Source organism: Streptomyces sp. NPDC031445 (assembly GCF_055581365.1).
In genome coordinates, this window is record NZ_JBVIJO010000002.1 from 634,780 (window position 1) to 659,768 (window position 24,989).

Sequence of the window (24,989 nt, forward strand, 5' to 3'; positions counted from 1 at the left end):
TACGCCGTCCCCGCGCAAGGTGCCACGCGCCCGCAGCGAGCGTGCAACACCAGGTGTGTAAATATACTTTGCCACCGTCGCCACACGACTCGCAGACAGACTGTCTTTCCTCGCGTCGCGGTGAGGCAAGCCATGGAACCTTGCTGTCGTCATATTCGAGCTAACGCCGCCCCCTCTCCTCCAGATGCGCGGCAAATGAGTGAACATGGCGCAGGGGAAACGTTGGAAGTGCGTTTTTTCATTTGTGTCATTCGCTTTTCAGCGGCCAGTTTGTGAGTCGAGTGGTTTGTATTCTGAGAACCCTCCCGGTCTGATCGTCCGTCCCGCTGCGGGCGGCCCGTCCGACCCCGGCGGCGGGTCCGCCGGTCCGCTCCCGGTCACGATTGGGTCTCGGCCGCCCGCCGCCCCTTGCCCCCGGCCCGTGTAATCGATTCCAATCCTCCCTACGGCATCGATGTAATCGATTCCACGAGTCCACGAGGAGGTGGGGCCGGCGATGGCGAGCATCAAGGACGTGGCCGCTGCGGCGGGCGTGTCCGTGGCCACCGTGTCGCGCGCGCTGAACGGGCATCCGTCCGTCAGTGCCGACGCGCGGGCGCGGGTGATGGCGGCCGTGGACGCCCTGGGGTACCGGCCCAACGCCGTCGCCCGGTCCCTGCGGACGGACCAGACCCATACGCTCGGACTGGTCATCAGCGACGTGCTGAACCCCTACTTCACCGAGCTGGCCCGTTCCGTCGAGGAAGAGGCCCGCGCGCTCGGCTACAGCGTGATCATCGGGAACGCCGACGAGCGGCCCGACCTCCAGGACCACCACGTACGGAACCTGCTCGACCGGCGGATCGACGGGCTGCTCGTCTCCCCCACCGACGGCGGTTCGCCCCTGATGCTCGACGCCGCCCGGACGGGGACGCCCATGGTGTTCGTCGACCGGTGGATCCCCGGCGTGGACGTGCCGGTCGTGCGGGCCGACGGACAGGCGGCCGTACGGGATCTCGTCGCCCACCTCCACCGGCTCGGACACCGGCGGCTCGCCATCATCGCCGGGCCCGCCGCCACCACCACCGGCAGTGAGCGCGTGGAGGCGTTCCGGGCGGCGCTCGCCGCGTACGGGCTCCCGCTCCCGGACGCCTACATCGGGCAGGGCGACTTCCAGGCCGAGAGCGGGCGGCGGGTCACCGAGGGGTTCCTCGATCTGCCGCAGCCGCCCGAGGTCGTCTTCGCCGCCGACAACCTGATGGCGCTCGGCGCGCTGGACGCCGTACGCGCGCGCGGGCTGCGCGTGCCCGACGACATCGCGCTGGCCGCGTTCGACGACATCCCGTGGTTCGTGCACACCGATCCGCCGGTCACCGCCATCGCCCAGCCGACCGGTGAGCTGGGGCGGGCCGCCGTACGGGCCCTGGTGGACCGGATCGAGGGGCGCACCCCGCGCTCCGTCACCCTGCCCGCGCGGCTCGTCGTACGCCGCTCCTGCGGAGAGGCGCACGTGCCCTCCCAGACCCCCGCACCCCCCACGCAGTCCCCCTCCCCAGTGCAAAGGAGCACGTCGTGAGCAACCCGGACGAGTTGCTGCGCATCGAGGGCATACGCAAGACCTTCCCCGGCGTGGTCGCGCTCGACGGCGTCGACTTCGACCTGCGCCGGGGCGAGGTCCATGTACTGCTCGGTGAGAACGGCGCCGGCAAGAGCACCCTCATCAAGATGCTCTCCGGTGCCTATACCCCCGATGCCGGCCGGATCCTCGTAGGCGGTGAGGAGGTGCGCATCCACGGTGCGCAGGACTCCGAGCGCCTCGGGATCGCCACCATCTACCAGGAGTTCAACCTGGTTCCCGATCTGACCGTCGCCGAGAACATCTTCCTGGGGCGGCAGCCGCGCCGGCTGGGGATGATCGACCGGAAGCGGATGGAGGCCGAGGCCGCGACGCTGCTGGAGCGTGTCGGGGTCGACGTCTCGCCCCGCGCGCGGGTGCGGGAACTCGGCATCGCGCGGCTGCAGATGGTCGAGATCGCCAAGGCGCTCAGCCTGGACGCGCGCGTGCTCATCATGGACGAGCCGACCGCCGTGCTCACCTCGGAGGAGGTGGAGAAGCTCTTCGCCATCGTGCGGTCGCTGCGCGAGGACGGCGTGGGGATCGTCTTCATCACCCACCACCTGGAGGAGATCGCCGCCCTGGGGGACCGGGTGACGGTCATCCGGGACGGGCGGAGCGTCGGGCAGGTGCCCGCCTCGACGACCGAGGACGAGCTGGTCCGGCTGATGGTGGGGCGCTCCATCGAGCAGCAGTACCCGCGTCAGCGGCCGGAGAAGGGTGCCGCGCTGCTGTCCGTCGAGGGGCTGGGCCGTGACGGCGTGTTCCACGACGTGAGCTTCGAGGTGCACGCCGGCGAGGTCGTCGGTATCGCGGGGCTCGTCGGGGCCGGCCGTACGGAGGTCGTCCGGGCGGTGTTCGGCGCGGATCCGTACGACCACGGGGTCGTGCGGGTCTCCGGTGCCGAACTCAAGCGGCACGACGTGAACGCGGCGATGGCGGCCGGCATCGGGCTGGTGCCGGAGGACCGCAAGGGCCAGGGGCTGGTGCTGGACGCCTCCGTCGCGGAGAACCTGGGGCTGGTGACCCTCCGGTCGGCCACCCGGGCCGGGCTGGTGGACCGCAAGGCCCAGTACTCGGCCGCCGAGCGGATCGCCGGGCAGCTGGGCGTGCGCATGGCGGGCCTCGGGCAGCACGTGCGGACCCTGTCCGGCGGCAACCAGCAGAAGGTCGTCATCGGCAAGTGGCTGCTGGCCGACACCAAGGTGCTGATCCTGGACGAGCCGACGCGGGGTATCGACGTCGGCGCCAAGGTCGAGATCTACCAGCTGATCAACGAGCTGACGGCCGCCGGTGCCGCCGTGCTGATGATCTCCAGCGATCTGCCGGAGGTGCTCGGCATGAGCGACCGGGTGCTGGTGATGGCCCAGGGCCGGATCGCCGGTGAACTCCCGGCCGACGAGGCCACCCAGGACGCCGTCATGGCGCTCGCCGTCTCCTCCCCGACCGCCGGCCCGGACTCCGCCGCCGGCTCCACCCCCCTCACCGACAAGGAGGCCCCCCGTGGCCACTGACACGCTCAAGAGGCCGGCGGGCGCGAGTGGCGCCCCGGGCGGCCTGCGCCGGCTGCTCCTGGACAACGGCGCGCTCACCGCGCTGATCGTCCTGGTCATCGCCCTGTCGGCGCTGTCCGGCGACTTCCTGACGACGGACAACCTGCTGAACATCGGCGTCCAGGCGGCCGTGACGGCGATCCTCGCCTTCGGTGTGACCTTCGTGATCGTCTCGGCGGGCATCGACCTGTCGGTCGGCTCGGTGGCCGCGCTGTCGGCGACCGTGCTGGCCTGGAGCGCCACCTCCCACGGGGTGCCGGTCGTGCTGGCGGTGCTGATGGCGGTCGCCACCGGCATCGTCGCCGGTCTGGTGAACGGTTTCCTCATCGCCTACGGCAAGCTGCCGCCGTTCATCGCGACGCTGGCCATGCTGTCGGTGGGCCGCGGTCTGGCCCTGGTGATCTCGCAGGGCTCGCCCATCGCCTTCCCGGAGTCGGTCTCCCACCTCGGGGACACCCTCGGCGGCTGGCTGCCGGTGCCGGTGCTGGTCATGGTGGTGATGGGGCTGATCGCCGCGTTCGTGCTGGGACGCACGTACATCGGCCGCTCCATGTACGCGATCGGCGGCAACGAGGAGGCCGCGCGGCTGTCCGGTCTCCGGGTGAAGCGGCAGAAGCTCGCGATCTACGCCCTGTCCGGGCTGTTCGCCGCGGCGGCGGGCATCGTGCTCGCGTCCCGGCTGTCCTCGGCGCAGCCGCAGGCCGCCGACGGTTACGAGCTGGACGCCATCGCGGCGGTCGTCATCGGCGGCGCCTCGCTGGCGGGCGGCACCGGCAAGGCGTCCGGCACGCTGATCGGCGCACTGATCCTGGCGGTGCTCCGCAACGGCCTCAACCTGCTCTCGGTGTCCGCGTTCTGGCAGCAGGTCGTGATCGGTGTCGTGATCGCGCTGGCGGTGCTGCTGGACACGGTGCGCCGCAAGGCCGGCGCGACCCCGGTGGCCGCCGGCACGGGCGGGCCGAAGGGCAAGCAGGCGGCGACGTACGCGCTCGCCGCCGTGGTGACCGTCGCCATCGTCGGCGCGACCTCCTTCCTGCACGGCGGCTCCTCGTCGTCCACGACCCCGAAGATGGGTCTGTCCCTGTCGACGCTCAACAACCCCTTCTTCGTGCAGATCCGGTCGGGTGCCCAGGCCGAGGCGAAGAAGCTGGGCGTGGACCTGACCGTCACCGACGCGCAGAACGACGCCTCGCAGCAGGCCAACCAGCTCCAGAACTTCACCAGTTCGAACCTCGGCGCGATCATCGTCAACCCGGTGGACTCGGACGCGGCGAGCAACTCCGTGAAGGCCGCCGACAAGGCGGACATCCCGGTGATCGCCGTGGACCGGGGTGTCAACCACGCGTCCGTGGACACGCTGGTGGCCTCGGACAACGTCGCCGGCGGCGAGCTGGCCGCGAAGACCATCGCCGAGAAGCTGGGCGGCAAGGGCAAGATCGTCATCCTCCAGGGCCAGGCCGGCACGTCGGCGGCCCGGGAGCGGGCGGCCGGGTTCGCCCAGGGCCTCAGGGCCTACCCGGGCATCCAGGTGCTCGCGCAGCAGCCCGCGGACTTCGACCGCACCAAGGGCCTCGACGTGATGTCGAACCTGCTCCAGGCCCACCCGGACGTGCAGGGCGTCATCGCCGCCAACGACGAGATGGCGCTGGGCGCGATCAAGGCGCTCGGCTCCAAGGCCGGCAAGTCCGTGCAGGTGGTCGGCTTCGACGGCACCCCGGACGGCCTGACCGCGGTCAAGAACGGCACGCTGTACGCGTCCGTCGCCCAGCAGCCCTCGCAGCTGGGGAAGATCGCCGTGGACAACGCCCTCAAGGCGGTCAAGGGCGACAAGGTGGACCCGACGGTGAAGGTGCCGGTGAAGGTCGTCACGAAGGACAACGTGGCCGGCTTCACCGGCTGACAACAGGCGGCTCGGGCGGGCGGCCCCGGGCACTTCCGGGGCCGCCCGCCCGGCGTCATCTCTCAGGGGAGTCAACTGATGTACGACTACGACCTTCTGGTCGTGGGATCGGCCAATGCCGACCTGGTGATCGGCGTCGAGCGGCGGCCCGCCGCCGGCGAGACGGTGCTCGGCGGCGATCTGGCCGTGCACCCGGGCGGCAAGGGCGCCAACCAGGCGGTCGCCGCGGCCCGGCTCGGCGCCGCGACGGCCCTGCTGGCGCGGGTCGGCGACGACGGACACGGCCGGCTGCTGCTCGACTCCCTGCGCGCGGCCGGGGTCGGCACGGTGGGCGTGCTGGTGGGCGGGGCGCCGACGGGGGTCGCGCTGATCACCGTCGACCCGTCCGGCGACAACAGCATCGTGGTGTCACCGGGCGCCAACTCCCGGCTGCTGCCGGCGGACGTCCGGGCGGCGGCGGGCGTGCTGCGCGCCTCCCGGGTGGTGTCGGCGCAGCTGGAGATCCCGCTGGAGACGGTCGTGGAGGTCGTGCGGAACCTGGCGCCGGGCAGCCGCTTCGTGCTGAACCCGTCCCCGCCGCGTGAGCTGCCCGCGGAGGTGCTGGCGGCGTGCGACCCGCTGATCCTGAACGAGCACGAGGCACGGGTGGTCCTCGGGGACGCCTGCGCGAGCGACGACCCCGAGGACTGGGCCCGGCTGCTGCTGGCCCGGGGTCCCCGCTCGGTGGTGGTGACGCTGGGCGCGGAGGGGGCGCTGGTGGCCGACGGTTCGGGGGTCGCCCGGGTGCCGTCGGTGACGGTGGACGCGGTGGACACCACGGGTGCCGGGGACGCGTTCACCGCGGCCCTGGCCTGGAGGCTCGGCTCCGGCGCGGACCTGGCGGACGCGGCGGCCTACGCGGCCCGGGTCGGTGCGGCGGCCGTGACCAGGCGGGGCGCGCAGGAGTCCTACCCGACGGCGGAGGAGGTCGAGGCCCTGTGAAGAAGGCGGGGATCCTCAACCGTCATCTCTCCGGCGCCCTGGCCGAGCTGGGCCACGGGCACGGGGTGCTGGTCTGCGACGCGGGCATGCCGATACCCGACGGGCCCCGGGTGGCGGACCTGGCCTTCCGTGCCGGTGTGCCGTCCTTCGCCGAGGTGCTGGACGGCCTGCTGGCCGAGCTGGTGGTGGAGGGCGCCACGGCGGCGGAGGAGGTGGAGGCGGCCAATCCGGCGGCGGCCGGGCTGCTGCGGGCCCGTTTCCCGCAGCTGGCCCTCGTCCCGCACGAGCGGCTGAAGGAGCTGTCGGCCGGGGCCCGGCTGATCGTCCGCACCGGTGAGGCCCGGCCGTACGCGAACGTCCTGCTGCGCTGCGGGGTGTTCTTCTAGGACGCGGACGGCCGGCACGTTGCGAGGGGGCCTCCCCGGCCCGCAGGCCCGGGACGCCCCCTCGGCGTTTCCCCTCCCTGCCGGAACCCACCACCCCCGGGGCCCCGTGGTTCCGGCGACAGGTACGACACGGCGGGCGACGGAATGGTTGCACCCGCTTCCGGAATTCCTCCGCGCGGGTGAGCTAGGGTCTTTCGCCCGGACCAGGCCGGATCACGTGCTCCACGAACCGCTCCGCCGTCTCCGCCAGCACCTCCCGCCCGTCCCGCGCCCACAGCCGCTCGTTGAACAGCTCGACCTCGATGGGGCCGGTGTACCCGGCGGCCTCCACCCGGCCCTTCCACTCCCGCATGTCGATCACCCCGTCGCCGAGCTGGCCGCGCCCGTTGAGGACGCCCTCGGGCAGGGGGGTGGTCCAGTCGGCGAGCTGGAAGGTGTGGATGCGGCCCGCCGCTCCCGCGCGGGCGATCTGCGCGGGCGCCTGGTCGTCCCACCAGACGTGGTAGGTGTCCACGGCCACCCCGACCTGGTGCGCGGGGAAGCGTTCGGCGAGGTCCAGGGCCTGGGCGAGGGTGGAGACCACACAGCGGTCGGACGCGTACATCGGGTGCAGCGGCTCGATGGCGAGACGTACGCCGCGTTCGGCCGCGTAGGGGGCGAGGACGGCCAGCGCGTCGGCGACGCGCTCGCGGGCGCCGCGCAGGTCCTTGCTGCCGGCGGGGAGTCCGCCGGAGACCAGGACCAGGGTGTCGGTGCCGAGGGTGGCGGCCTCGTCGATCGCCGCGTGGTTGTCGCCCAGCGCCTCGGCCCGCCCGACGGGGTCGGTCGCGGTGAGGAAGCCGCCGCGGCACAGGGTCGTCACCGTCAGGCCCGCGTCCCGCACCAGCTTGGCCGCGGCCTGCACGCCGTACCGCCGCACCGGCTCCCGCCACAGGCCCACACCGGGCACGCCCAGCGCGGCACAGGCGTCGGCCAGTCCGGGCAGGGACAGCTGCCTGACCGTCATCTGGTTGACGGAGAAGCGCGCGAGTTCCGCCGTGTTCACCGGTCCACCCCGTACAGCGACAGAAGGGTCTTCATCCGTTCCTCGGCGAGCCTGGGGTCCGGGAACAGGCCGAGGCCGTCGGCGAGTTCGTAGGCGCGGGCGAAGTGGGGCAGGGAGCGGGCCGACTGGAGGCCGCCGACCATGGCGAAGTGGCTCTGGTGGCCGGCGAGCCAGGCGAGGAACACCACCCCCGTCTTGTAGAAGCGGGTGGGCGGCTGGAACAGGTGCCGGGACAACTCCACCGTGGGGTCGAGGAGTTCGCGGAAGCCCTGGACGTCGCCCGTGTCCAGGACCCGTACCGCCGCGGCCGCGAGCGGGCCCAGCGGGTCGAAGACGCCGAGCAGGGCGTGGCTGAAGCCGTGGTCGTCGCCCGCGATCAGCTCCGGGTAGTGGAAGTCGTCGCCGGTGTAGCAGCGCACGCCCTGCGGCAGCCGCCGTCTGAGGCCGGCCTCGCGCCGGGCGTCCAGCAGGGAGATCTTGACGCCGTCGACCTTGTCGGGGTGGGCGGCGATCAGCTCCAGGAAGGTGCCGGTGGCCGCGTCCAGGTCGGACGAGCCCCAGTAGCCCTCCAGGGCCGGGTCGAACATCGGACCGAGCCAGTGCAGGATCACCGGCTCGGCGGACTGGCGCAGGAGGTGGCCGTAGACCTCCAGGTAGTCCTCGGGGCCCTTCGCCGTCGCGGCCAGCGCCCGGGAGGCCATGAGGACGGCCTGGGCGCCCGCCTCCTCCACGACCGCGAGCTGCTCCTCGTACGCGGCCCGGATCTGCGCGAGGGTGCCCCCGGCGAGCTGGTCCGTGCCGGCACCGCAGGCGATACGGCCGCCGGCCGCGCGCGCCTCGGCGGCGCTGCGCCGGATCAGTTCGGCGGCGCCCGCCCAGTCCAGGCCCATCCCGCGCTGGGCGGTGTCCATGGCCTCGGCGACACCGAGCCCGTGGGACCACAGGTGGCGGCGGAAGGCGAGGGTGGCGTCCCAGTCGACGGCGGCGGGCGCGCCGGGCGGGGCGTCGGCGAGCGGGTCGGCGACGACGTGGGCCGCCGAGAAGACCGTGCGGGAGGTGAAGGGGGTGCCGGGGGTGAGGGAGAGGGGCGTGGTGCGCGGCTCGTACGGGCGCAGGGTGCCGTCGGCGGCGGGGAGTCGGAGGGTCACAGGGAGATCTCCGGCACGTCGATGCGGCGGCCCTCGGCGGAGGACTTCAGGCCCAGTTCGGCGAGCTGGACGCCCCGGGCGCCGGCCAGCAGGTCCCAGTGGTAGGGAGCGTCGGCGCAGACGTGCTTGAGGAACAGCTCCCACTGGGCCTTGAAGCCGTTGTCGAACTCGGCGTTGTCGGGCACCTCCTGCCACTGGTCGCGGAAGACGTCGGTGGCGGGGACGTCCGGGTTCCACACCGGCTTGGGGGTGGCGCCGCGGTGCTGGACGCGGCATCCGCGCAGGCCGGCGACGGCCGATCCCTCGGTGCCGTCGACCTGGAACTCGACCAGTTCGTCGCGGTGGACGCGGACCGCCCAGGAGGAGTTGATCTGGGCGACGGCGCCGCCCTCCAGCTCGAAGACGCCGTAGGCGGCGTCGTCGGCGGTGGCGGCGTAGGGCTTGCCGTTCTCGTCCCAGCGCTGGGGGATGTGGGTGGCGGCGAGGGCCTGTACGGAGGTGACCCGGCCGAACAGCTCGTGCAGGACGTATTCCCAGTGCGGGAACATGTCGATGACGATGCCGCCGCCGTCCTCGGCGCGGTAGTTCCAGGAGGGGCGCTGGGCGGGCTGCCAGTCGCCCTCGAAGACCCAGTAGCCGAACTCGCCGCGCACGGAGAGGATCCGGCCGAAGAAGCCGCCGTCGACGAGGCGCTTCAGCTTCAGCAGGCCCGGCAGGAAGATCTTGTCCTGGACGACGCCGTGCTTGACGCCCTTGTCGTGGGCGAGACGGGCGAGGGCGAGGGCGCCTTCGAGGCCGGTGGCGGTGGGCTTCTCGGTGTAGACGTGCTTTCCGGCCGCGATCGCCTTCGTGAGGGCCTCCTCGCGGGCGGAGGTGACCTGGGAGTCGAAGTAGATGTCGACGGACGGGTCGGCGAGGACGGCGTCCACGTCGGTGGAGACCTGGTCCAGGCCGTGCCGCTCGGCGATCTCCCGCAGGGCGTGCTCGCGGCGGCCGAGCAGGACCGGTTCGGGCCAGAGCACGGTGCCGTCGCCGAGGTCGAGGCCGCCCTGGTCGCGCAGGGCGAGGATCGACCGGACGAGGTGCTGGCGGTAGCCCATGCGCCCGGTCACGCCGTTCATGGCGATACGCACCGTCTTGCGTGTCACGTGAATCCCCTTCGTGGGCCGGTGGAGCAAGCAGTTCAGCCGTCGGACAGCAAGCGCTTTCTACACGAGGAGAAGCTAGCCTCTGGAAGTGGTCTGGACAAGACCGCGTCCGCTGCGAGTTGTTCGAGGATGCGAACAACCACGCGTCGTGGCCTTAGGGTCTGCTCGGAACCAGGACGGACGCCCCGCTGTCTACGAGGGCGTACCAGACGACGCGTGACCGGAGGACGACGAGATGACGGTGACCCTGGCGGACGTGGCGGCCCGCGCCCAGGTCTCGCCCGCGACGGTGTCGCGCGTGCTGAACGGCAACTACCCGGTCGCCGCGTCCACCCGCGAACGGGTCCTGCGCGCGGTGGACGAGCTGGACTACGTCCTCAACGGCCCCGCGAGCGCCCTCGCCGCGGCCACCTCCGACCTGGTCGGCATCCTCGTCAACGACATCGCCGACCCGTTCTTCGGGATCATGGCGAGCGCGATCCAGGCGGAGATCGGCGGGCCGGGCGGGCGCGCGGGCGGCGAACGCCTCGCGGTCGTCTGCAACACGGGCGGCTCCCCCGAGCGCGAGCTGACCTACCTGACCCTGCTCCAGCGGCAGCGGGCCGCCGCCGTCGTGCTGACCGGCGGGGCCGTGGAGGACGCGCCGCACGCTGCCGCCGCCGCGGCCAAGCTGCGCAAGCTGGCGGACGCCGGCACCCGGGTGGTGCTGTGCGGGCGCCCGCCGGCGCCGGACACCGGGGCCGTCGCGCTGACCTTCGACAACCGGGGCGGCGCCCGCGCGCTGACCGACCACCTCATCGGCCTCGGCCACCGCCGGCTCGGCTACATCGCCGGCCCCGAGGAACGCACGACCACCCGGCACCGCCTGGAGGGCCACCGCGCGGCGCTCGCGGCGGCGGGCGTCGAGGAGGACCCGCGCTGGACGGTCCACGGCCGCTACGACCGCCGGTCCGGTCACGAGGCCACGCTGGAACTGCTGCGCCGCGACCCCTCGTTGACGGCGATCGTGGCCGCGAACGACTCCGTCGCCCTCGGTGCCTGCGCCGCGCTGCGGGAGTCCGGGCTGCGCATCCCCGACGACGTCTCGGTGGCCGGCTTCGACGACCTGCCCTTCAGCATCGACGCGGTGCCGTCCCTCACGACGGTCCGGTTGCCGCTGGCGGAGGCGGGGGCGCGGGCGGGCCGCATCGCGATGGGCCGGGAGGAGCCGCCGCCCGGGGGGATCGCCTCGGTGCGGGGGGAGCTGATGGTGCGGGGGTCCTCCGGGGTTCCGCGGGAGTAAGGATGCGGAATGCGCGGCGGGGCCGCACATCCGCCCCCGAGGTTGGCCGGGCCGCCGCCTTCCTGGCCGGCACCGATGAGTTTTCGAGGTGCCGGACGTCTTCACCGTCGTAAGCAACGGACACATGCCGAGGAGCGGGACCATGCGGGTCGTCGTCACCGAGTTCATCAGCCTTGACGGAGTCGTACAGGCCCCGGGCGGGCCCGAGGAGGACACCGACGGGGGGTTCGCGCACGGTGGGTGGTCGCACCCCTTCTTCGATCCGGAGGTGGTGGGCGGGGCCTTCGCCGCGGGGCTGGAGCAGGCCGAGGCGCTGCTGTACGGGCGGCGGACGTACCTGACGATGGCCGCCGCGTGGCCGGAGCGGGCGGGGGACCCGTTCGCCGACCGGCTGAACTCCATGAAGAAGTACGTCGTGACCGACACGCTCGGCGAGTCCGAGCTGAGCTGGGAGAACACCGTGCGGATCCCGGGAGCGCGGGCCCTGGAGACGGTGCGGGAGCTGCGGGCCGCCGAGGGCGGGGACCTGGCGATGATGGGCAGCCCCACGCTGGTGCGGGCGCTGATCTCGGCGGGGCTCGTGGACGAGTTGCGGCTGGTGGTCATGCCCGTGCTGCTCGGCGGCGGGAAGTCGGCCTTCCCGGCCGACGGGGGGCTGCGCAGCTGGGAGCTGGTGTCGTCGGCCACCGCGAAGACCGGGGCGCAGGTGAACGTGTACCGGCCGGCCGGCCGGGCGGTCGTAGGCGTGGACGGGGGCGCGGGGGCGTCCTAGGCTCGGGGGAGCAGGATCTCTGACTGGGTCAAGCATCCGGGGGCGATCGTGACCGTCCAGGACGTCCGCGCTTTCAACCGGTTCTACACGGGTGTGATCGGCGCCCTCGACTACGAGCGGCACCTGTACGCCCCGTACACCCTGACCGAGGCCCGCGTGCTGTACGAACTCGCGCACGCGCCGTACCTCGACGCGGCCGACCTGCGCGGTGGGCTGGGGCTCGACGCCGGGTACCTGAGCCGGATCCTGAACCGTTTCGAGGAGGACGGGCTCGTCCGGCGGGAGCCGTCGCGGGACGACCCGCGGCGGCGCCGGATCACGCTGACCTCGCACGGGCGTGAGACGGCCGCGCTGCTGGACGAGCGGGCCCGGCAGTCCGTGCGGGCGCTGCTCGACGGCGTCGCCCCGGCGGACCGGGACCGGCTGGCCGAGGCCATGCGGACCATCCGGGAGATCCTGGGCGGGTCCAAGCAGGCCCTGGACGTGGTGGTGCGGGAGCCGCGGGCCGGGGAGCTGGGATGGATCGTGCAGCGCAACGGCGCGCTGTACGCGGCCGAGTTCGGGTGGAACACCGAGTACGAGGGGCTTGTCGCCCGGATCGTCGCCGACTACGCGGAGGATCACGATCCGGATCTGGAGCGGGTGTGGATCGCGGAGCTGGCCGGGCGGCCCGTGGGCTGTGTGATGTGCGTACGGGACGACGCGCCCGGCACCGCGCGGCTGCGGCTGCTGCTCGTGGAGCCCGGGGCGCGCGGGCACGGCGTCGGCGACCGGCTGGTGCGGACCGTGACCGACTTCGCCCGCGGGGCCGGCTACCGGGAGCTGGTGCTGTGGACCAACGACGTGCTCGGCAGCGCCCGCCGCCTCTACCAGCGGCACGGGTTCGTCCTGGTCGCCGAGCGGCCCCACCGCTCCTTCGGCAAGGACCTGGTCGGCCAGGACTGGCGACTGCCGCTGCGCGGACCGGGCGAGTGACGGCGTCGCCTCCGCCGCGGGCGACGGTTCCCGCCGGCCACGGCCGGGTGACCGGCGACCCCGGGTGAGGGGTGCTTGGTATGGCTGGCGGGGGAAGGCCGTGCGCGTGTCTGGTCCTGGCCGAGGGCATCCCCGCCCCCGCCACTGCCTCCCCCGGCCACGGCCCAGCCCCCGGCCAACCGAACCCGGTACCCGCCCCCGGCCACCGCACACCGCGCCCCGGCCCCCGGTCCGCCCGGCGCGGGGGGTCGTATCGTGTGGCGGGTGGGGCGGGTAGGGTCCCTGCCCATGAAGCTGGCGTTCTCCACTCTCGGTGTCCCCGGCCTGCCCCTCCCGGAGGTCCTCGCGCTCGCGACCGCGCACGGCTACCACGGTGTCGAACTGCGCGCCCACCCCGAGGAACCGGTGCACCCCGGCCTGAGTCCCGCCCGGCGAGCCGAGACCGCGGCCCTGTTCCGGGATTCCGGGGTCGAGGTGCTGGGCCTCGCCGGGTACGCGCGCGTCGCGGCCCCGGGCGACGACGCGCCCGTGCTGGAAGAGGTCCGGGACCTCCTGCGGCTGGCCCACGACCTCGGCGCGCCGTTCGTCCGGGTCCTCCCCGGCGCCGACCCGGACCGGCCCCGCGAGGAGTCGGACGCGATCGCCGCCCGGCGGCTCGGCACCGCCGCCGAGGACGCCGCCGCCCTGGGCGTCCGGATCCTGCTGGAGACCCACGACTCCCACCGCACCGGCGCCGACGCGATCCGGGTCCTCGGCCCGGTCGGGCACCGGCAGGTGGGGGCGCTGTGGGACGTGATGCACACCTGGCTGGGCGGTGAGCAGCCTTCGGACACCTACGCGGCCCTCGCCCCGCACCTGGGCTACGTCCAGGTCAAGGACATCGCCTCGGCCGAGGACACCGCCCCGCTGCCGCTCGGCGCCGGGGTGCTGCCGCTCAGCGAGTGCGTGGACGTGCTGTCCCGGCACCACTGGGACGGCTGGCTGTGCTGGGAGTACGAGAAGCGCTGGTACGAGGAGGCCGCGCCGCTCGCGGATCTGCTCGACGCCGGTCGCGAGCACCTGCTGAGGTTGCTGGGCGAAGCCGCCTAGACTCCGCCGCCCCCTCCGCGGACAGCCGCTTCCCGCGCCGAATTCGCTGGCCGGGGCGTCGGCGTACGGTTACCCTCCCCCGGTGATCCAGCCACCGGGGCCGTGCGCCCGCCTCCGCTCATGAGCCTCACCCGCTCGCTCGTCGACGTACGCCCCCTGCGCACCTCACCCGTCTTCCGGCGGCTGCTGATCGGCCGGACCGTGTCCGTGCTCGGCGGGTTCATGACCATGGTGACGGTCATGTACCAGGTCTGGGACCAGACCGGCAGCACCGCGTGGACCGGAGCCGTCGGGCTGGCCCAGGCGCTGCCGCTGGTGGTGTTCGGGCTGTTCGCCGGGGCGTGGGTGGACCGGGCCGACCGGCGCCGCGTCTTCCTCGCGGCGACCGTCGGCCAGGCGGTCTGCTCGCTGCTCCTCGCCGTGCAGGGCTTCACCGGGCACGTGCCGCCGGCGGCCGTCCTGCTGCTCGTCGCCGTGCAGTCGGGCTTCGGCGCGCTGGGCGCCCCGGCCGCCGGGGTGTTCGTACCACGGCTGCTGCCCAAGGAGCAGGTGGCCGCCGGGCTGGCGCTCCAGCAGGTGAGCGGTCAGTCGATGATGCTGATCGGCCCCGCCCTGGCCGGGCTGCTGCTGGGCTGGTTCGGCATCGGCGTCTGCTATCTGCTGGACGCCCTCAGCTTCGGCCTCGCCTTCTACGGCGCCCGCGGGCTGCCCGCGCTGCCGCCGCAGGGCGAGCCGTCGCGGGCCGGGCTGCACGGGGTGCTGGACGGGCTGCGGTTCCTGGCCGGGCACCGGGTGGTGCGGGGCGCGCTGGTCACCGACCTCGCCGCGACCGTGCTGTCGTTCCCGGTGAGCCTGTTCCCGCTGGTGAACGCCGAGCGGTTCGGGGACGACCCGCGCACCCTCGGCCTGTTCCTGTCGGCGCTGGCGGTGGGCGGGGTCGCCGCGACCGCGCTGTCCGGTCCGCTGACCCGGCTCGCCCGGCCGGGCCCGGTGATGCTGTGCGCGTCCGCCACCTGGGGCGCGGCCCTGGTGCTGTTCGGCCTGGCCGGCGACCCCTGGCTGGGCCTGGTCCTGCTCGCGCTGGCCGGCGCGGCGGACGCCACGGCCGTGGTCTCGCGTTCCACGATCGTGCAGACCCGTACCCCGGACGCGCTGCTCGGCAGGGTCACGGCGGCCGAGCAGATCGTCGGGCAGGCGGGCCCCAGCCTCGGCAACGCGCGCGGCGGTCTGCTCGCCGGCTGGACGTCGGGCACGACCGCCCTGATCAGCGGCGGCCTGCTGTGCGTGCTGGCGGTGGCGGCGGTCGCGACGACGACACCCGAACTGCGGGACGGGGCTAGCGCGGTGCCGGACGTGCCGTGAGCGGCACGGTGCCGTCGGCGCACCAGTCCAGGACCGCGGGCCAGGGGCCGTACCCGGCGTCCAGGTCGAGGTGGGCGGCGCCGGGCAGGATGTCGGCGGGGATGCCGAGCGGCTCGGCGAAGACCGTGTCCGCGCCCCCGGGGCAGTAGGGGTCGTCGTCGCCCGCGACCAGCCGGGTCGGCCCGGGCAGGGTGAAGCCGGGCGCGGGCGGGGCGAAGGCGGCCACCTCCGGGTACCGGGCGAGGACGGGACCGGACGGCGGGGAGACGAGCAGCACCCGGTCCGCGTACCGCTGCTGCTTCATGCCCCGGGCGGCGGCGTGCAGCCAGAGCACGGCGGACAGGCTGTGGGCCACCACGACCCGCTCCTGAGGTCCGTTCAGCTCCTCCAGGTGGCGGGCGAGTTCGCCGAGCCAGACGTCCAGGTCGGGGTCGTCGGCGTCGGGCAGCTGCGGGTAGCCGACCCGGTGGCCGAGGGCGGTGAGCCGGTCGGCGAGCCAGTGCTGCCAGTGCTCCGGCGGGCGGTGGTTCTGCCAGCCGTGCAGGATCAGGTACGCGCGTGTGGTCATGCCGGTGATCCTCCACGGCGGGTGTCCACCGGTCCAGCGAGCCCCCCGGGAGCCGGCGGAACGCCCGGACGCGCGCCGCGGGTGCGCGGCCGGCCGGCCCTCGGTGGTTACTGTGCATTCCCTTGACGGAAAGAAACTTCCCGGATATTGGTGACTCCTCGGAAGTTTCCTTCAGCGGTTCTCCTCGGGAAGGAGCGCACGTGCACCACACCAGCACGGGAAGCGGCACCGGCACGGAAAGCGGCGCGGAGGACTCCGCGCGTGCCGGCGGACGCACCGCACGGCCGTCCAGACGCGCCGTCCTCGCCGCGACCGCAGGCCTCACCGCCGCGCTGACCGTACCGGCGACCGCCCACGCCGCCACCCCCGACGACCGCCGGCTGCGCGCCCTGATCTCCCGCATGACGCTGGAGGAGAAGGTCGGCCAGCTCTTCGTGATGCGGGTCTACGGCCACTCCGCCACCGCCCCCGACCAGGCGGACGTCGACGCCAACCTCCAGGAGATCGGCGTCCGCACCGCCGCCGAGCTGATCGCCAAGTACCGGGTCGGCGGCATCATCTACTTCGCCTGGGCGCACAACACCCGGGACCCGCACCAGATCGCCGACCTCTCCAACGGCATCCAGCGCGCCTCCCTGGACCAGCCGCGCGGGCTGCCGGTGCTCATCGCCACCGACCAGGAGCACGGCGCGGTGTGCCGGATCGGCAAGCCCGCCACCCTCTTCCCCGGCGCCATGGCGATCGGCGCGGGCGGCTCCCGCTCCGACGCCCGTGCCCTCGGCCGGATCTCCGGTGCCGAGCTGCGCGCGATGGGCGTCAACCAGGACTACTCCCCCGACGCCGACGTGAACGTCAACCCGGCCAACCCGGTCATCGGCGTCCGCTCCTTCGGCGCCGACCCCGAGGCCGTGGCCGCCCTGGTGGCCGCCGAGGTGAAGGGCTACCAGGCCGCGGGGGTCGCCGCGACCGCCAAGCACTTCCCGGGCCACGGGGACACCGCCGTCGACAGCCACTACGGCTTCCCGGTCATCACCCACAGCCGCGCACTGTGGGAGGAGCTGGACGCGGTGCCGTTCCGGGCCGCGATCCGGGCGGGCATCGACTCGATCATGACCGCGCACATCCAGTTCCCGGCGCTGGACGACTCCGGCGACCCGGCGACCCTCTCCCACCCGATCCTGACCGGCATCCTGCGCGGGGAACTCGGCTACGACGGTGTCGTGATCACCGACTCGCTCGGCATGCAGGGCGTGCGCACCAAGTACGGCGACGACCGGGTGCCGGTGCTCGCGCTCAAGGCCGGCGTGGACCAGCTGCTCAACCCGCCGTCGCTGGACGTGGCCTGGAACGCGGTGCTGAAGGCCGTGCGGGAGGGCGAGCTGACCGAGGCCCGCCTGGACGAATCGATCCTGCGCATCCTGCGCCTGAAGGCCCGGCGCGGACTCTTCGACCGGCCCTGGGCCGACCGGGCGGACGTCGACCGCACGGTGGGCGCCAAGGCCCACCTGGCCACGGCCGACCGCATCGCCGAACGCACCACCACCCTGCTGGTCAACGAGGACGCCACCCTGCCCCTGGACCGCCGCACGCGGCGCAGGCTCCTGGTCGTCGGCGCCGACCCCGCCTCCCCGTCCGGCACCACGGGCCCGCCCACCGGTGTCCTGGCCGCCGCCCTCACCGAACTCGGCTTCACCGCCACGGCCCTGTCCACCGGCACCGCGCCCTCCGCCGCGGTCATCGACCAGGCGGTCACCGCCGCGCGGGACGCGGACGCGGTGATCGTGGCCACGTACAACGTGACGGCGTCCAGCAGCCAGCGCACGCTGGTCGACCGCCTGCTGGCCACGGGCACGCCGGTGGTCGCGCTGGCCGTCCGCAACCCGTACGACGTCGCACAGCTCCCGTCCGTCCGCGCCTGCCTGGCCACGTACTGCTGGACGGACGTCGAACTGCGCGCCGCCGCCCGGGTGATCGCGGGCCGGGTGAGACCGCGCGGGAAGCTGCCGGTGCCGGTGCAGCGGGCGGACGACCCCACGCGGGTGCTGTACCCGATCGGCCACGGGCTGACCTACTAGCGGCACCCGTCCGGCGTCCGCTCCCTACGGCTCCCTCCCGGCCGCGCGCGTGTCAGTGCCGGCCGGGACGGGGGCCGCGGTCAGCACAGGATCCAGCCCGAGCTGACGGAGTACTTGCCCACCGAGCCCCTGATCCACACGCAGCGGTGGCCGGCGTGCACGGTCACCGGGCCGGCGTGGTGGCGGTAGCGGCCCTTGTCGACGACCGGCCGGTTGCCGCGGGCCTGCACGCTGACCGACATGGTCCGGCTGGGGCCGGGCTGTCTGGCGACGGTGACGGCGCAGACGTAGCCGTCGCGCTTGTAGACGTGGGTGATCCCGGTCGCGAACGGGAGCGTCCGCACCTCGCGCCCGGCGCAGCCGCTCGCCGACTCGGCCCGCGCGGTCCCCGTCGCCGTCAGCCCGAGCACGCCGGACGCGGCCAGCAGGGCCGCAGCGAGCGCCAGCCGCCGGCGTATCGCACCACTGTCCACTGTCGTCCTCCCCGTCCCGGTCACACACCGCGTGTCCGTACTGATGTACGGACGCACGGGTGTGCCGGATGGTTGCACGACCGTCAGCGCGACGCCCTCGCGGCAGGGCCCGGGGCGGCGGCCCGGCCGGGCCCTCAGCGGGAGGCGCCGACCGGCTCCTCCGGCTCGGGCTCGCCGACGAAGGTCCGCCACAGCTCGGCGTACAGGCCGCCGCGGGCCAGCAGTTCGTCGTGGGTGCCGTCCTCCGCGACCCGGCCGTGGTCCATCACCACCACCCGGTCCGCGCGGGCGGCGGTGGTCAGCCGGTGGGCGACCACCAGGGTCGTACGACGGCCCGCCAGCCGGTCGGTGGCCTGGTTGACCTGCGCCTCGGTGGCCAGGTCCAGGGCCGCCGTGGCCTCGTCCAGGAGCAGGATGTCCGGGTCGACCAGTTCCGCGCGGGCCAGGGCGATCAGCTGGCGCTGGCCCGCCGAGAGGTTCCTGCCGCGTTCGGCGACCTCGTGCAGGTAGCCGCCCTCCAGCGTGGCGATCATCTCGTGCGCGCCGACCGCGCGGGCCGCGGCCTCCACCTCGGCGTCGGTGGCGTCGGGACGGCCGTAGGCGATGGCGTCGCGGACGGTGCCCGGGAAGAGGTACGCCTCCTGCGGGACGACCCCGAGCCGGTGGCGGTACGCCGTGAGGTCCAGGGCCCGCAGGTCCGTGCCGTCGACCGTCACCCGGCCCTGTGTCGGGTCGTAGAACCGGGCCACCAGCTTCACCAGCGTCGACTTGCCCGCGCCCGTCTCGCCGACGAACGCGACCGTCTGCCCGGCCGGGATCGTCAGGTCGATGCCGGACAGCGCCTCCTCCTCGTCGCCGTACGCGAAGCGCACGCCCTCGAAGGCGATGTCTCCGCGCAGGGACGGCACGTCGAGGGGTTCGTCGGCGGTCCGCGTGGACGTCGGCTCGCGCAGCAGCTCCTGGATGCGGCCGAGCGACACCGTGGCCTGCTGGTAACCGTCGAAGACCTGGGAGAGCTGCTGGACGGGCGCGAAGAACAGGTCGATGTAGAGCAGGTACGCCACCAGGGCGCCGGTGGTCAGCGTGGCCGCCTCCACCCGGCCCGCGCCCGCGATCAGCACGGCCGCCGCGGCCACCGAGGACAGCAGCTGCACGAACGGGAAGTACACGGAGATCAGCCGCTGGCCGCGGACGCGGGCGCTGCGGTAGGCGTCGCTGCGCTCGGCGAACCGCCGGCCGCCGTCCCGTTCCCGCCGGAAGGCCTGCACGATGCGCAGCCCGGCCACGGTCTCCTGGAGGTCGGCGTTCACCGTCGACACCCGCTCGCGGGCGAGTTCGTACGCCTTCACGCTCGCCCGGCGGAAGAAGAAGGTGGCCACGAACAGCGGGGGCAGGGTGGCGAAGACGACGAGCGCGAGCCGGAGGTCGAGCACCAGCAGCGCGACCATGATCCCGAAGAAGGTGACGACCGAGACGAACGCGGTGACCAGTCCGGTCTGCAGGAAGCTGGAGAGCGCGTCGACGTCCGTGGTCATCCGGGTCATGATCCGGCCGGTCAGCTCGCGCTCGTAGTAGTCCAGTCCGAGCCGCTGGAGCTGGGCGAAGATCTTCAGCCGCAGCGTGTACAGCACGCGTTCGCCGGTACGGCCGGTCAACCGGGTCTCGCCGGTCTGCGCGACCCACTGGACGAGCACGGTCAGCAGACCGAGCAGCGCCGCCGACCAGACCGCGCCGATCGCCATCCTGGTGACGCCCGAGTCGATGCCGTGCCGGATCAGCACCGGCAGCAGCAGGCCGGCGCCGGCGTCGACGGCGACCAGCAGCAGGCTGGCGAGCAGGGGCAGGCGGAAGCCGCGCAGCAGGTGGCGCAGGCCGTAGGAGTCCTCGGGCAGGACGGCGCGGGCCTCGTCGATGTCCGGGGTGTCGGTGGCCGGGGGCAGCGCCTCGACCTGGGTGAGCAGTTCGGGGGTGGCCGGGGTGCCGGCCAGCGCCGTGTCCTCGGCGTTCTTGGGCTCACGGTCGCCCGTCCACAGCCGCGGGGTGACGCCGCGCTCGGCGTCGAACTCGGCCTCCAGCTCGTCGCGGACGGAGGTGTCCTCCCGGCGCTCGGCGGGCAGGGCGCGGCCCGGGGAGACCCCGCCGAGCTCGTCCGGGTCGGTGAGCAGACGGCGGTACAGGCCGGAGCGCTCCTGGAGTTCCTCGTGGGTGCCGACGTCGGCGAGCCGGCCGCCGTCGAGCACGGCGATGCGGTCGGCGAGGTTGAGGGTGGAGCGGCGGTGGGCGATGAGCAGGGTCGTGCGGCCCTCCATCACGTGCTTGAGCGCCTCGTGGATCTCGTGCTCGACGCGGGCGTCCACGGCCGAGGTGGCGTCGTCCAGGACGAGCAGGCGCGGGTCGGTGAGCAGGGCGCGGGCGAGGGCGACGCGCTGGCGCTGGCCGCCGGAGAGGGTGAGGCCCTGCTCGCCGACCTTGGTGGCGTAGCCGTCGGGCAGCTCCCTGATGAAACGGTCCGCCTGCGCGGCGCGTGCGGCGGCCTCGATCTCCTCCTGGGTCGCGTCCGGGCGGCCGTAGGCGATGTTGTCGCGGACGGTGTCGGAGAAGAGGAACGAGTCCTCCGGGACCAGTCCGATCGCGGCCCGCAGCGAGTCCAGGGTCAGCTCGCGGACGTCGTGGCCGCCGATCAGGACGGCGCCGTGGGTGACGTCGTAGAAGCGCGGCAGGAGCAGGGAGAGGGTGGACTTGCCGGAGCCTGAGGAGCCGACGACGGCGAGGGTCTCGCCGGGGCGGATTGCGAAGCTCAGCCCTTCCAGCACGGGACGCTCGGGGTCGTAGCCGAAGGACACGTCGTCGAACTCGACGGTCGCGGGCGCGTCGGGCGGGAGGGTCTTGGTGCCGTCCCTGAGGGCCGGCTCGGTGTCGATCAGCTCCAGGACGCGCTCGGTGCCGGCGCGGGCCTGCTGGGCGACGGTGAGGAACATCGCGAGCATGCGGACCGGGCCGACCAGCTGGGCCAGGTAGGTGGAGAAGGCCACGAAGGTGCCGAGCGTGATGTGGCCGTGTACGGCGAGCCAGCCGCCGAGGGCCAGCATGGCGACCTGGCCGAGCGCGGGCACGGCCTGGAGGGCCGGGGTGTACCTGCTGTTCAGGCGGATCGTGCGCAGGCGGCCCGCGAACAGCCGGCGGCCGACCTCGCGCAGCTTGCCCGTCTCCTGGTCCTCCTGCCCGAACCCCTTGACCACGCGGACGCCGCTCACCGCGCCGTCCACCACGCCGGCCACGGCGGCGGCCTGGGCCTGCGCGTACCAGGTGGCCGGGTGCAGCCTGCTGCGGCTGCGTCTGGCGATCCAGCCGAGGGCGGGCGCGACGGCCAGGGCGACCAGGGTCAGCGGCAGCGACAGCCACGCCATGATCACCAGGGAGAGCAGGAAGAGCACGACGTTCCCGATGGTCATCGGGAGCATGAAGAGCAGGCCCTGGATCAGCTGGAGGTCGCTGGTGGCACGGCCGACGACCTGCCCGGTGGACAGCTCGTCCTGGCGGCGGCCGTCCAGCCGGGTGATCGTGCCGTACATCTCGGTCCGCAGGTCGTACTGGACGTCGAGGGCGAGCCGGCCGCCGTAGAAGCGGCGGATGTAGGTGAGGGCGTAGACGAGGACGGCGGCGCCCACGAGCGCGCCGGCCCAGGGGGCCATGGCACGGGTGTGGGCGCCGATCACGTCGTCGATGATCACCTTGGTGATCAGCGGGACGACGGCCAGGACGGCCATGCCGGCGAGCGAGGAGGCGAGGGCGAGGACGACGTCCTTCGGATACCGCCAGGCGTACCCGGCCAGACGTCGTGTCCATCCCCGTTGCGCTGCCACGCCGGTGCCTCCTGGTTGCGGCCATGCTCTACCGGAAGGCGTCAACGCCGGACGATGCGGATTTCATCCCTCCGCAACAAACCGCGGGCCGCGGTCAGACGCGTACCCGCAGGTAATAGAACCTGGTCGTCTGGGCCGCGTTCTGGTTGTCGTCGCTCACGAGGAGCACCTTCAGGCGGCCGGTGCGGTCGCGGCCCGTGATCGTCATCCCCTCGATGTTGTCCAGGAGCGGGTTGGGCTGGGGCTGCTTCGCCGTGGCGCCGAGGGAGGGGCAGGCGGCGATGTCGGCCAGGAGCGTCTTCCTGGCCAGGCGGACCCCCGGCTGACCGGTGAGGTTCTCGATGCCGCTCGTGTCCGTGGCGTGGCGGGGGTCGGCCAGGTAGAGGCGGACCGTGTTGCCGACGCCGGCGGTGAAGCCGCGCTCCAGGACCAGGAGGCGGCCGTCGGGGGTCGCCTGGACCTCGGGGACGCCGAGGCCGGTGTCGGTGCGGTAGGCGTACTGGGCGCCGGGCGTGAAGCGGCCGTGGTGGCGGGTCCACGTCTGGAAGCGGACGACGCCGGCCGAGTCGCCCGCGAGCGCGTACTCCATGGACGCCAGCAGGGTGTGGCCGCCGGGCAGCAGGGTCAGGCCCTCGAAGGTCTGGTTGGCGGTGGCGCGGCCGGCCGGGGCGACCTGGAGGGCGGGCGGGACCGGGAGGCGCTCGAGGAGCGTGCCGTCGCGGGAGTAGCGGCGGACGGACGGCTCGGTCTCGGAGGAGATCAGCCGGGTGCCGTCCCGGTCGATGACGAGGCCCTCGGAGTCGAGGTCGGCGCCCTTCTCGTCGGCGAGGCGGACGACCGCCCGCGGCTGGAGCGTACGGGCGTCCAGGCGGAACAGCGAGGAGCGGTCGGCCAGGGCCGCGAGCGAGCCGTCCCGGTCGACGGCGAGGGCGGAGAGGTTGCCGACGAAGGTGCCCTCGTACGTGGTCTTGTCGAGCGCGTCGGAGAAGCGGTCGATCGACACGGTGGCCGAGCAGGCGTGGCGCGCTGGGGCGCCGGGCGCGGCGGCGGCGGGCCCGGCGGCGGCCGGACAGGTGGCCGTCGCCAGGCCGGCGGTGAGGGTGGCGAGTAAGGTTCTCAGGCGCATGCCTCACACCGTAGGACCCGCCGGTGACGTGCGCGAGACCGCCTCGTGGAGGGTCAGCCCCGCGGCGGCACGGCGACGAACGCCTCGCGCGGGCGGCTGGTCGGGGTGTACCGGGTGACGCCGCTGGTGGTCGGCACCAGGTCCTTGTGGATCGCCTTGGCGACGTTCTGGATCGTGGTGACGCCGTAGCTCATGGTGCTGTTGTCCTGCGTCAGCACGGTGATCGTGTAGTCGCGGCCGGCGCCGTTGAAGGTGCCCAGGCTGTGCACCCGCCAGCCGTGCGTGGAGCGTTGCAGCCAGCCGTTCTTCACGTGCACGGAGACGGAGGACGGCGCGCCGGCCGGGGTGCCCCAGCGCTGCGAGGAGACGACCTGGCCCATCAGCTTCAGGATGTAGGCGCGGGAGTTGTCGCTCAGCACGCTGTTCTTGGCGGTGACGAGGCCGAGGAGCTTCTGCTCGTCGTTGACGTTCTCCTGGGTCAGGCCCCAGTAGCCGTTCGCGCCCGGCACGGTCTTGGTCATCCCGGCGGCGGCCAGGAAGCCCTTGATCTTCGTCAGGCCGAGCTGCTTCCAGAGCTTGCTGGTCGCGTTGTTGTCGGACTGGGTGATCATGGCCTTGGCGAGCGACTGCTCGGTGCTGGTCAGATACCGGTTGTGCTTCTTCGCGTCCCACAGCAGCGTGGCGAGGACGGTGACCTTGACCGTGCTGGCCGAGTCGTAGGCGCTGGTGGCCCGCAGGGTGCAGGTGGTCTTGGTGCTGCGGTCGTACAGGCCGATGGCGACCGTGCCCTTGCGGTTGGTGAGGGCGGCCGTGATGTCCTTCTTCAGCTTGGCGGCCAGGCCCGCCTTGGCGGACGTACAGGTCACGGTGGGCGTGGCCGCGGCGGCCGGGGCGGCGGCGGTGACCGCCGGCACGAGCAGCGCGGCGCTGACGGCGGCCGCGAGCACGCCGGCCCGGCCGGATATCCGGTGAGTCATGGAAGAGTTCCCCCTTGAACGTCGTACGGGCGTCCCCCTGAACGCCGTTGAGCGCACCCATGCGCTGCATCACTGGACTCGCCGGGGTGGTCGATAGTTGTACGCGCGTTCGGAGATGAGGAGTTGCTCACTATTGGCAGGGCCATGCCACGCAGGGAAGTGCGGGTCCCCCCGGTCCTACTAGTCCCACTTCTTCCCTCACACCGGCGAAGGCGGTCTCGCCGCCGGGCGTGTCCCGCCGGCCGGCCCCCACCCTGGCGATGCCCGGCGCACTGCCGGGCGTCCCGACTCCCCTTCCTGGAGAGCCACATGAAGCAGCAGCTCCGCGCCTGGACGCTGGCCGCCGCCCTCGCCGTCACCGCCGTACTCGTGCCCGCCGGGACCGCCACGGCCCGCGCCGCCCAGCCCTCCTGCCCCGACGGCTCCGTCTGTCTCTGGAGCGGTGAGGGCTTCGGCGGCTCGTACTGGGAGTGGACGGCCCGCAGCGGCTACCGCGACCTGCCGCCGAGCCTGCACGACCACGTGGGCTCCTTCGTCGCCTCGACCCGCGCCTGCTTCGTCAACTGGGGCCCGGTGGAGAAGCGGGACGTGTTCAACGGCGACTGGCGCTCCCGCTACCTCGGCGACTTCGGCGGCCGGATGGACGGGTTGGGACCGGGCGGCTGCTGACCC

Annotated in this window: 20 protein-coding genes; 12 read left to right on the plus strand and 8 right to left on the minus strand. The window is 73.4% G+C overall.

What is annotated here, in order from left to right:
- Positions 1–496: 496 nt before the first annotated feature.
- From ACZ5DC_RS09045 to rbsD, 5 genes are all read left to right on the plus strand, one after another.
- Positions 497–1,555, plus strand: a complete 1,059-nt coding sequence (locus ACZ5DC_RS09045) for a LacI family DNA-binding transcriptional regulator (RefSeq protein ID WP_468650854.1) — start codon at positions 497–499, stop codon at positions 1,553–1,555.
- Complete coding sequence (locus ACZ5DC_RS09050) at positions 1,552–3,108, plus strand: sugar ABC transporter ATP-binding protein (RefSeq protein WP_468650856.1); 1,557 nt, start codon at positions 1,552–1,554, stop codon at positions 3,106–3,108. The genes ACZ5DC_RS09045 and ACZ5DC_RS09050 overlap by 4 nt, the downstream gene beginning before the upstream one ends.
- Entirely contained in the window at positions 3,098–5,047 is a 1,950-nt protein-coding gene (locus tag ACZ5DC_RS09055) for an ABC transporter permease/substrate-binding protein (RefSeq protein WP_468650858.1), read from the plus strand. Before ACZ5DC_RS09050 ends, ACZ5DC_RS09055 begins: the two co-directional genes overlap by 11 nt.
- A gap of 78 nt (positions 5,048–5,125) precedes the next feature.
- Entirely contained in the window at positions 5,126–6,028 is a 903-nt protein-coding gene (locus tag ACZ5DC_RS09060; protein WP_468650860.1) for a ribokinase, read from the plus strand.
- Entirely contained in the window at positions 6,025–6,414 is a 390-nt protein-coding gene (rbsD, locus tag ACZ5DC_RS09065) for a D-ribose pyranase (protein WP_468650862.1), read from the plus strand. The genes ACZ5DC_RS09060 and rbsD overlap by 4 nt, the downstream gene beginning before the upstream one ends.
- A 184-nt stretch (positions 6,415–6,598) precedes the next feature.
- On the opposite strand, the gene ACZ5DC_RS09070 is transcribed toward rbsD, so the two are convergent.
- The 3 genes from ACZ5DC_RS09070 to ACZ5DC_RS09080 are packed head-to-tail and all read right to left on the minus strand — an operon-like array spanning position 6,599 to position 9,755.
- Entirely contained in the window at positions 6,599–7,420 is an 822-nt protein-coding gene (locus ACZ5DC_RS09070) for a sugar phosphate isomerase/epimerase family protein (protein ID WP_468651289.1), read from the minus strand.
- A gap of 35 nt (positions 7,421–7,455) precedes the next feature.
- Positions 7,456–8,607 carry a dihydrodipicolinate synthase family protein gene (locus ACZ5DC_RS09075; RefSeq protein ID WP_468650864.1) on the minus strand — a complete coding sequence of 384 codons (1,152 nt, stop codon included), beginning with the start codon at positions 8,605–8,607 and terminating at the stop codon, positions 7,456–7,458.
- The gene (locus tag ACZ5DC_RS09080) at positions 8,604–9,755 is read right to left on the minus strand and encodes a Gfo/Idh/MocA family protein (RefSeq protein WP_468650866.1); all 1,152 of its coding nucleotides are present in this window, start codon (positions 9,753–9,755) and stop codon (positions 8,604–8,606) included. Before ACZ5DC_RS09080 ends, ACZ5DC_RS09075 begins: the two co-directional genes overlap by 4 nt.
- Before the next feature lie 235 nt (positions 9,756–9,990).
- Here ACZ5DC_RS09080 and ACZ5DC_RS09085 point away from each other — a divergent pair, with 235 nt between their 5' ends.
- From ACZ5DC_RS09085 to ACZ5DC_RS09105, 5 genes are all read left to right on the plus strand, one after another.
- On the plus strand, positions 9,991–11,037 hold the full coding sequence (locus tag ACZ5DC_RS09085; protein WP_468650868.1) for a LacI family DNA-binding transcriptional regulator: 1,047 nt from the start codon (positions 9,991–9,993) through the stop codon (positions 11,035–11,037).
- Between the two features lie 142 nt (positions 11,038–11,179).
- A complete protein-coding gene (locus tag ACZ5DC_RS09090; protein ID WP_468650870.1) occupies positions 11,180–11,809 on the plus strand; it encodes a dihydrofolate reductase family protein in 630 nt (209 codons plus the stop codon).
- A 48-nt stretch (positions 11,810–11,857) separates the two neighbouring features.
- Entirely contained in the window at positions 11,858–12,784 is a 927-nt protein-coding gene (locus ACZ5DC_RS09095) for a bifunctional helix-turn-helix transcriptional regulator/GNAT family N-acetyltransferase (RefSeq protein ID WP_468650872.1), read from the plus strand.
- 288 nt (positions 12,785–13,072) lie between these two features.
- Complete coding sequence (locus ACZ5DC_RS09100; RefSeq protein ID WP_468650874.1) at positions 13,073–13,873, plus strand: sugar phosphate isomerase/epimerase family protein; 801 nt, start codon at positions 13,073–13,075, stop codon at positions 13,871–13,873.
- Positions 13,874–13,993: 120 nt separating this feature from the next.
- Positions 13,994–15,235: an MFS transporter gene (locus ACZ5DC_RS09105; protein WP_468650876.1), complete on the plus strand. Its 1,242-nt coding sequence runs from the start codon at positions 13,994–13,996 to the stop codon at positions 15,233–15,235.
- On the opposite strand, the gene ACZ5DC_RS09110 is transcribed toward ACZ5DC_RS09105, so the two are convergent.
- Positions 15,210–15,803 carry an RBBP9/YdeN family alpha/beta hydrolase gene (locus tag ACZ5DC_RS09110; RefSeq protein WP_468650878.1) on the minus strand — a complete coding sequence of 198 codons (594 nt, stop codon included), beginning with the start codon at positions 15,801–15,803 and terminating at the stop codon, positions 15,210–15,212. The genes ACZ5DC_RS09105 and ACZ5DC_RS09110 overlap by 26 nt on opposite strands.
- 200 nt (positions 15,804–16,003) lie before the next feature.
- Here ACZ5DC_RS09110 and ACZ5DC_RS09115 point away from each other — a divergent pair, with 200 nt between their 5' ends.
- Positions 16,004–17,878, plus strand: a complete 1,875-nt coding sequence (locus ACZ5DC_RS09115; RefSeq protein WP_468650880.1) for a glycoside hydrolase family 3 protein — start codon at positions 16,004–16,006, stop codon at positions 17,876–17,878.
- Positions 17,879–17,958: 80 nt separating this feature from the next.
- Here the strand turns inward: ACZ5DC_RS09115 and ACZ5DC_RS09120 are convergent, their stop codons facing one another.
- The 4 genes from ACZ5DC_RS09120 to ACZ5DC_RS09135 all read right to left on the minus strand — a co-directional run bounded on the left by ACZ5DC_RS09120 (position 17,959) and on the right by ACZ5DC_RS09135 (position 24,317).
- On the minus strand, positions 17,959–18,351 hold the full coding sequence (locus ACZ5DC_RS09120; protein ID WP_468650882.1) for a hypothetical protein: 393 nt from the start codon (positions 18,349–18,351) through the stop codon (positions 17,959–17,961).
- A gap of 134 nt (positions 18,352–18,485) precedes the next feature.
- Positions 18,486–22,214, minus strand: coding sequence for an ABC transporter ATP-binding protein (locus ACZ5DC_RS09125; protein WP_468650884.1), 3,729 nt, complete (start codon positions 22,212–22,214; stop codon positions 18,486–18,488).
- Positions 22,215–22,308: 94 nt separating this feature from the next.
- Positions 22,309–23,340: an esterase-like activity of phytase family protein gene (locus tag ACZ5DC_RS09130; RefSeq protein ID WP_468650886.1), complete on the minus strand. Its 1,032-nt coding sequence runs from the start codon at positions 23,338–23,340 to the stop codon at positions 22,309–22,311.
- A gap of 53 nt (positions 23,341–23,393) precedes the next feature.
- Positions 23,394–24,317: a serine hydrolase gene (locus tag ACZ5DC_RS09135; RefSeq protein WP_468650888.1), complete on the minus strand. Its 924-nt coding sequence runs from the start codon at positions 24,315–24,317 to the stop codon at positions 23,394–23,396.
- A gap of 309 nt (positions 24,318–24,626) precedes the next feature.
- Between ACZ5DC_RS09135 and ACZ5DC_RS09140 the strand changes: the two genes are divergently transcribed.
- Positions 24,627–24,986 carry a peptidase inhibitor family I36 protein gene (locus ACZ5DC_RS09140; protein ID WP_468650890.1) on the plus strand — a complete coding sequence of 120 codons (360 nt, stop codon included), beginning with the start codon at positions 24,627–24,629 and terminating at the stop codon, positions 24,984–24,986.
- Positions 24,987–24,989 lie beyond the last annotated feature (3 nt).

Coding starts and splice junctions, on each gene's coding strand:
- ACZ5DC_RS09045 (WP_468650854.1), top strand. CDS start 497: ATGGCGAGCATCAAGGACGTGGCCGCTGCGGCGGGCGTGTCCGTGGCC.
- ACZ5DC_RS09060 (WP_468650860.1), top strand. CDS start 5,126: ATGTACGACTACGACCTTCTGGTCGTGGGATCGGCCAATGCCGACCTG.
- ACZ5DC_RS09070 (WP_468651289.1), bottom strand. CDS start 7,420: ATGACGGTCAGGCAGCTGTCCCTGCCCGGACTGGCCGACGCCTGTGCC.
- ACZ5DC_RS09085 (WP_468650868.1), top strand. CDS start 9,991: ATGACGGTGACCCTGGCGGACGTGGCGGCCCGCGCCCAGGTCTCGCCC.
- ACZ5DC_RS09090 (WP_468650870.1), top strand. CDS start 11,180: ATGCGGGTCGTCGTCACCGAGTTCATCAGCCTTGACGGAGTCGTACAG.
- ACZ5DC_RS09100 (WP_468650874.1), top strand. CDS start 13,073: ATGAAGCTGGCGTTCTCCACTCTCGGTGTCCCCGGCCTGCCCCTCCCG.
- ACZ5DC_RS09105 (WP_468650876.1), top strand. CDS start 13,994: ATGAGCCTCACCCGCTCGCTCGTCGACGTACGCCCCCTGCGCACCTCA.
- ACZ5DC_RS09110 (WP_468650878.1), bottom strand. CDS start 15,803: ATGACCACACGCGCGTACCTGATCCTGCACGGCTGGCAGAACCACCGC.
- ACZ5DC_RS09130 (WP_468650886.1), bottom strand. CDS start 23,340: ATGCGCCTGAGAACCTTACTCGCCACCCTCACCGCCGGCCTGGCGACG.
- ACZ5DC_RS09135 (WP_468650888.1), bottom strand. CDS start 24,317: ATGACTCACCGGATATCCGGCCGGGCCGGCGTGCTCGCGGCCGCCGTC.
- ACZ5DC_RS09140 (WP_468650890.1), top strand. CDS start 24,627: ATGAAGCAGCAGCTCCGCGCCTGGACGCTGGCCGCCGCCCTCGCCGTC.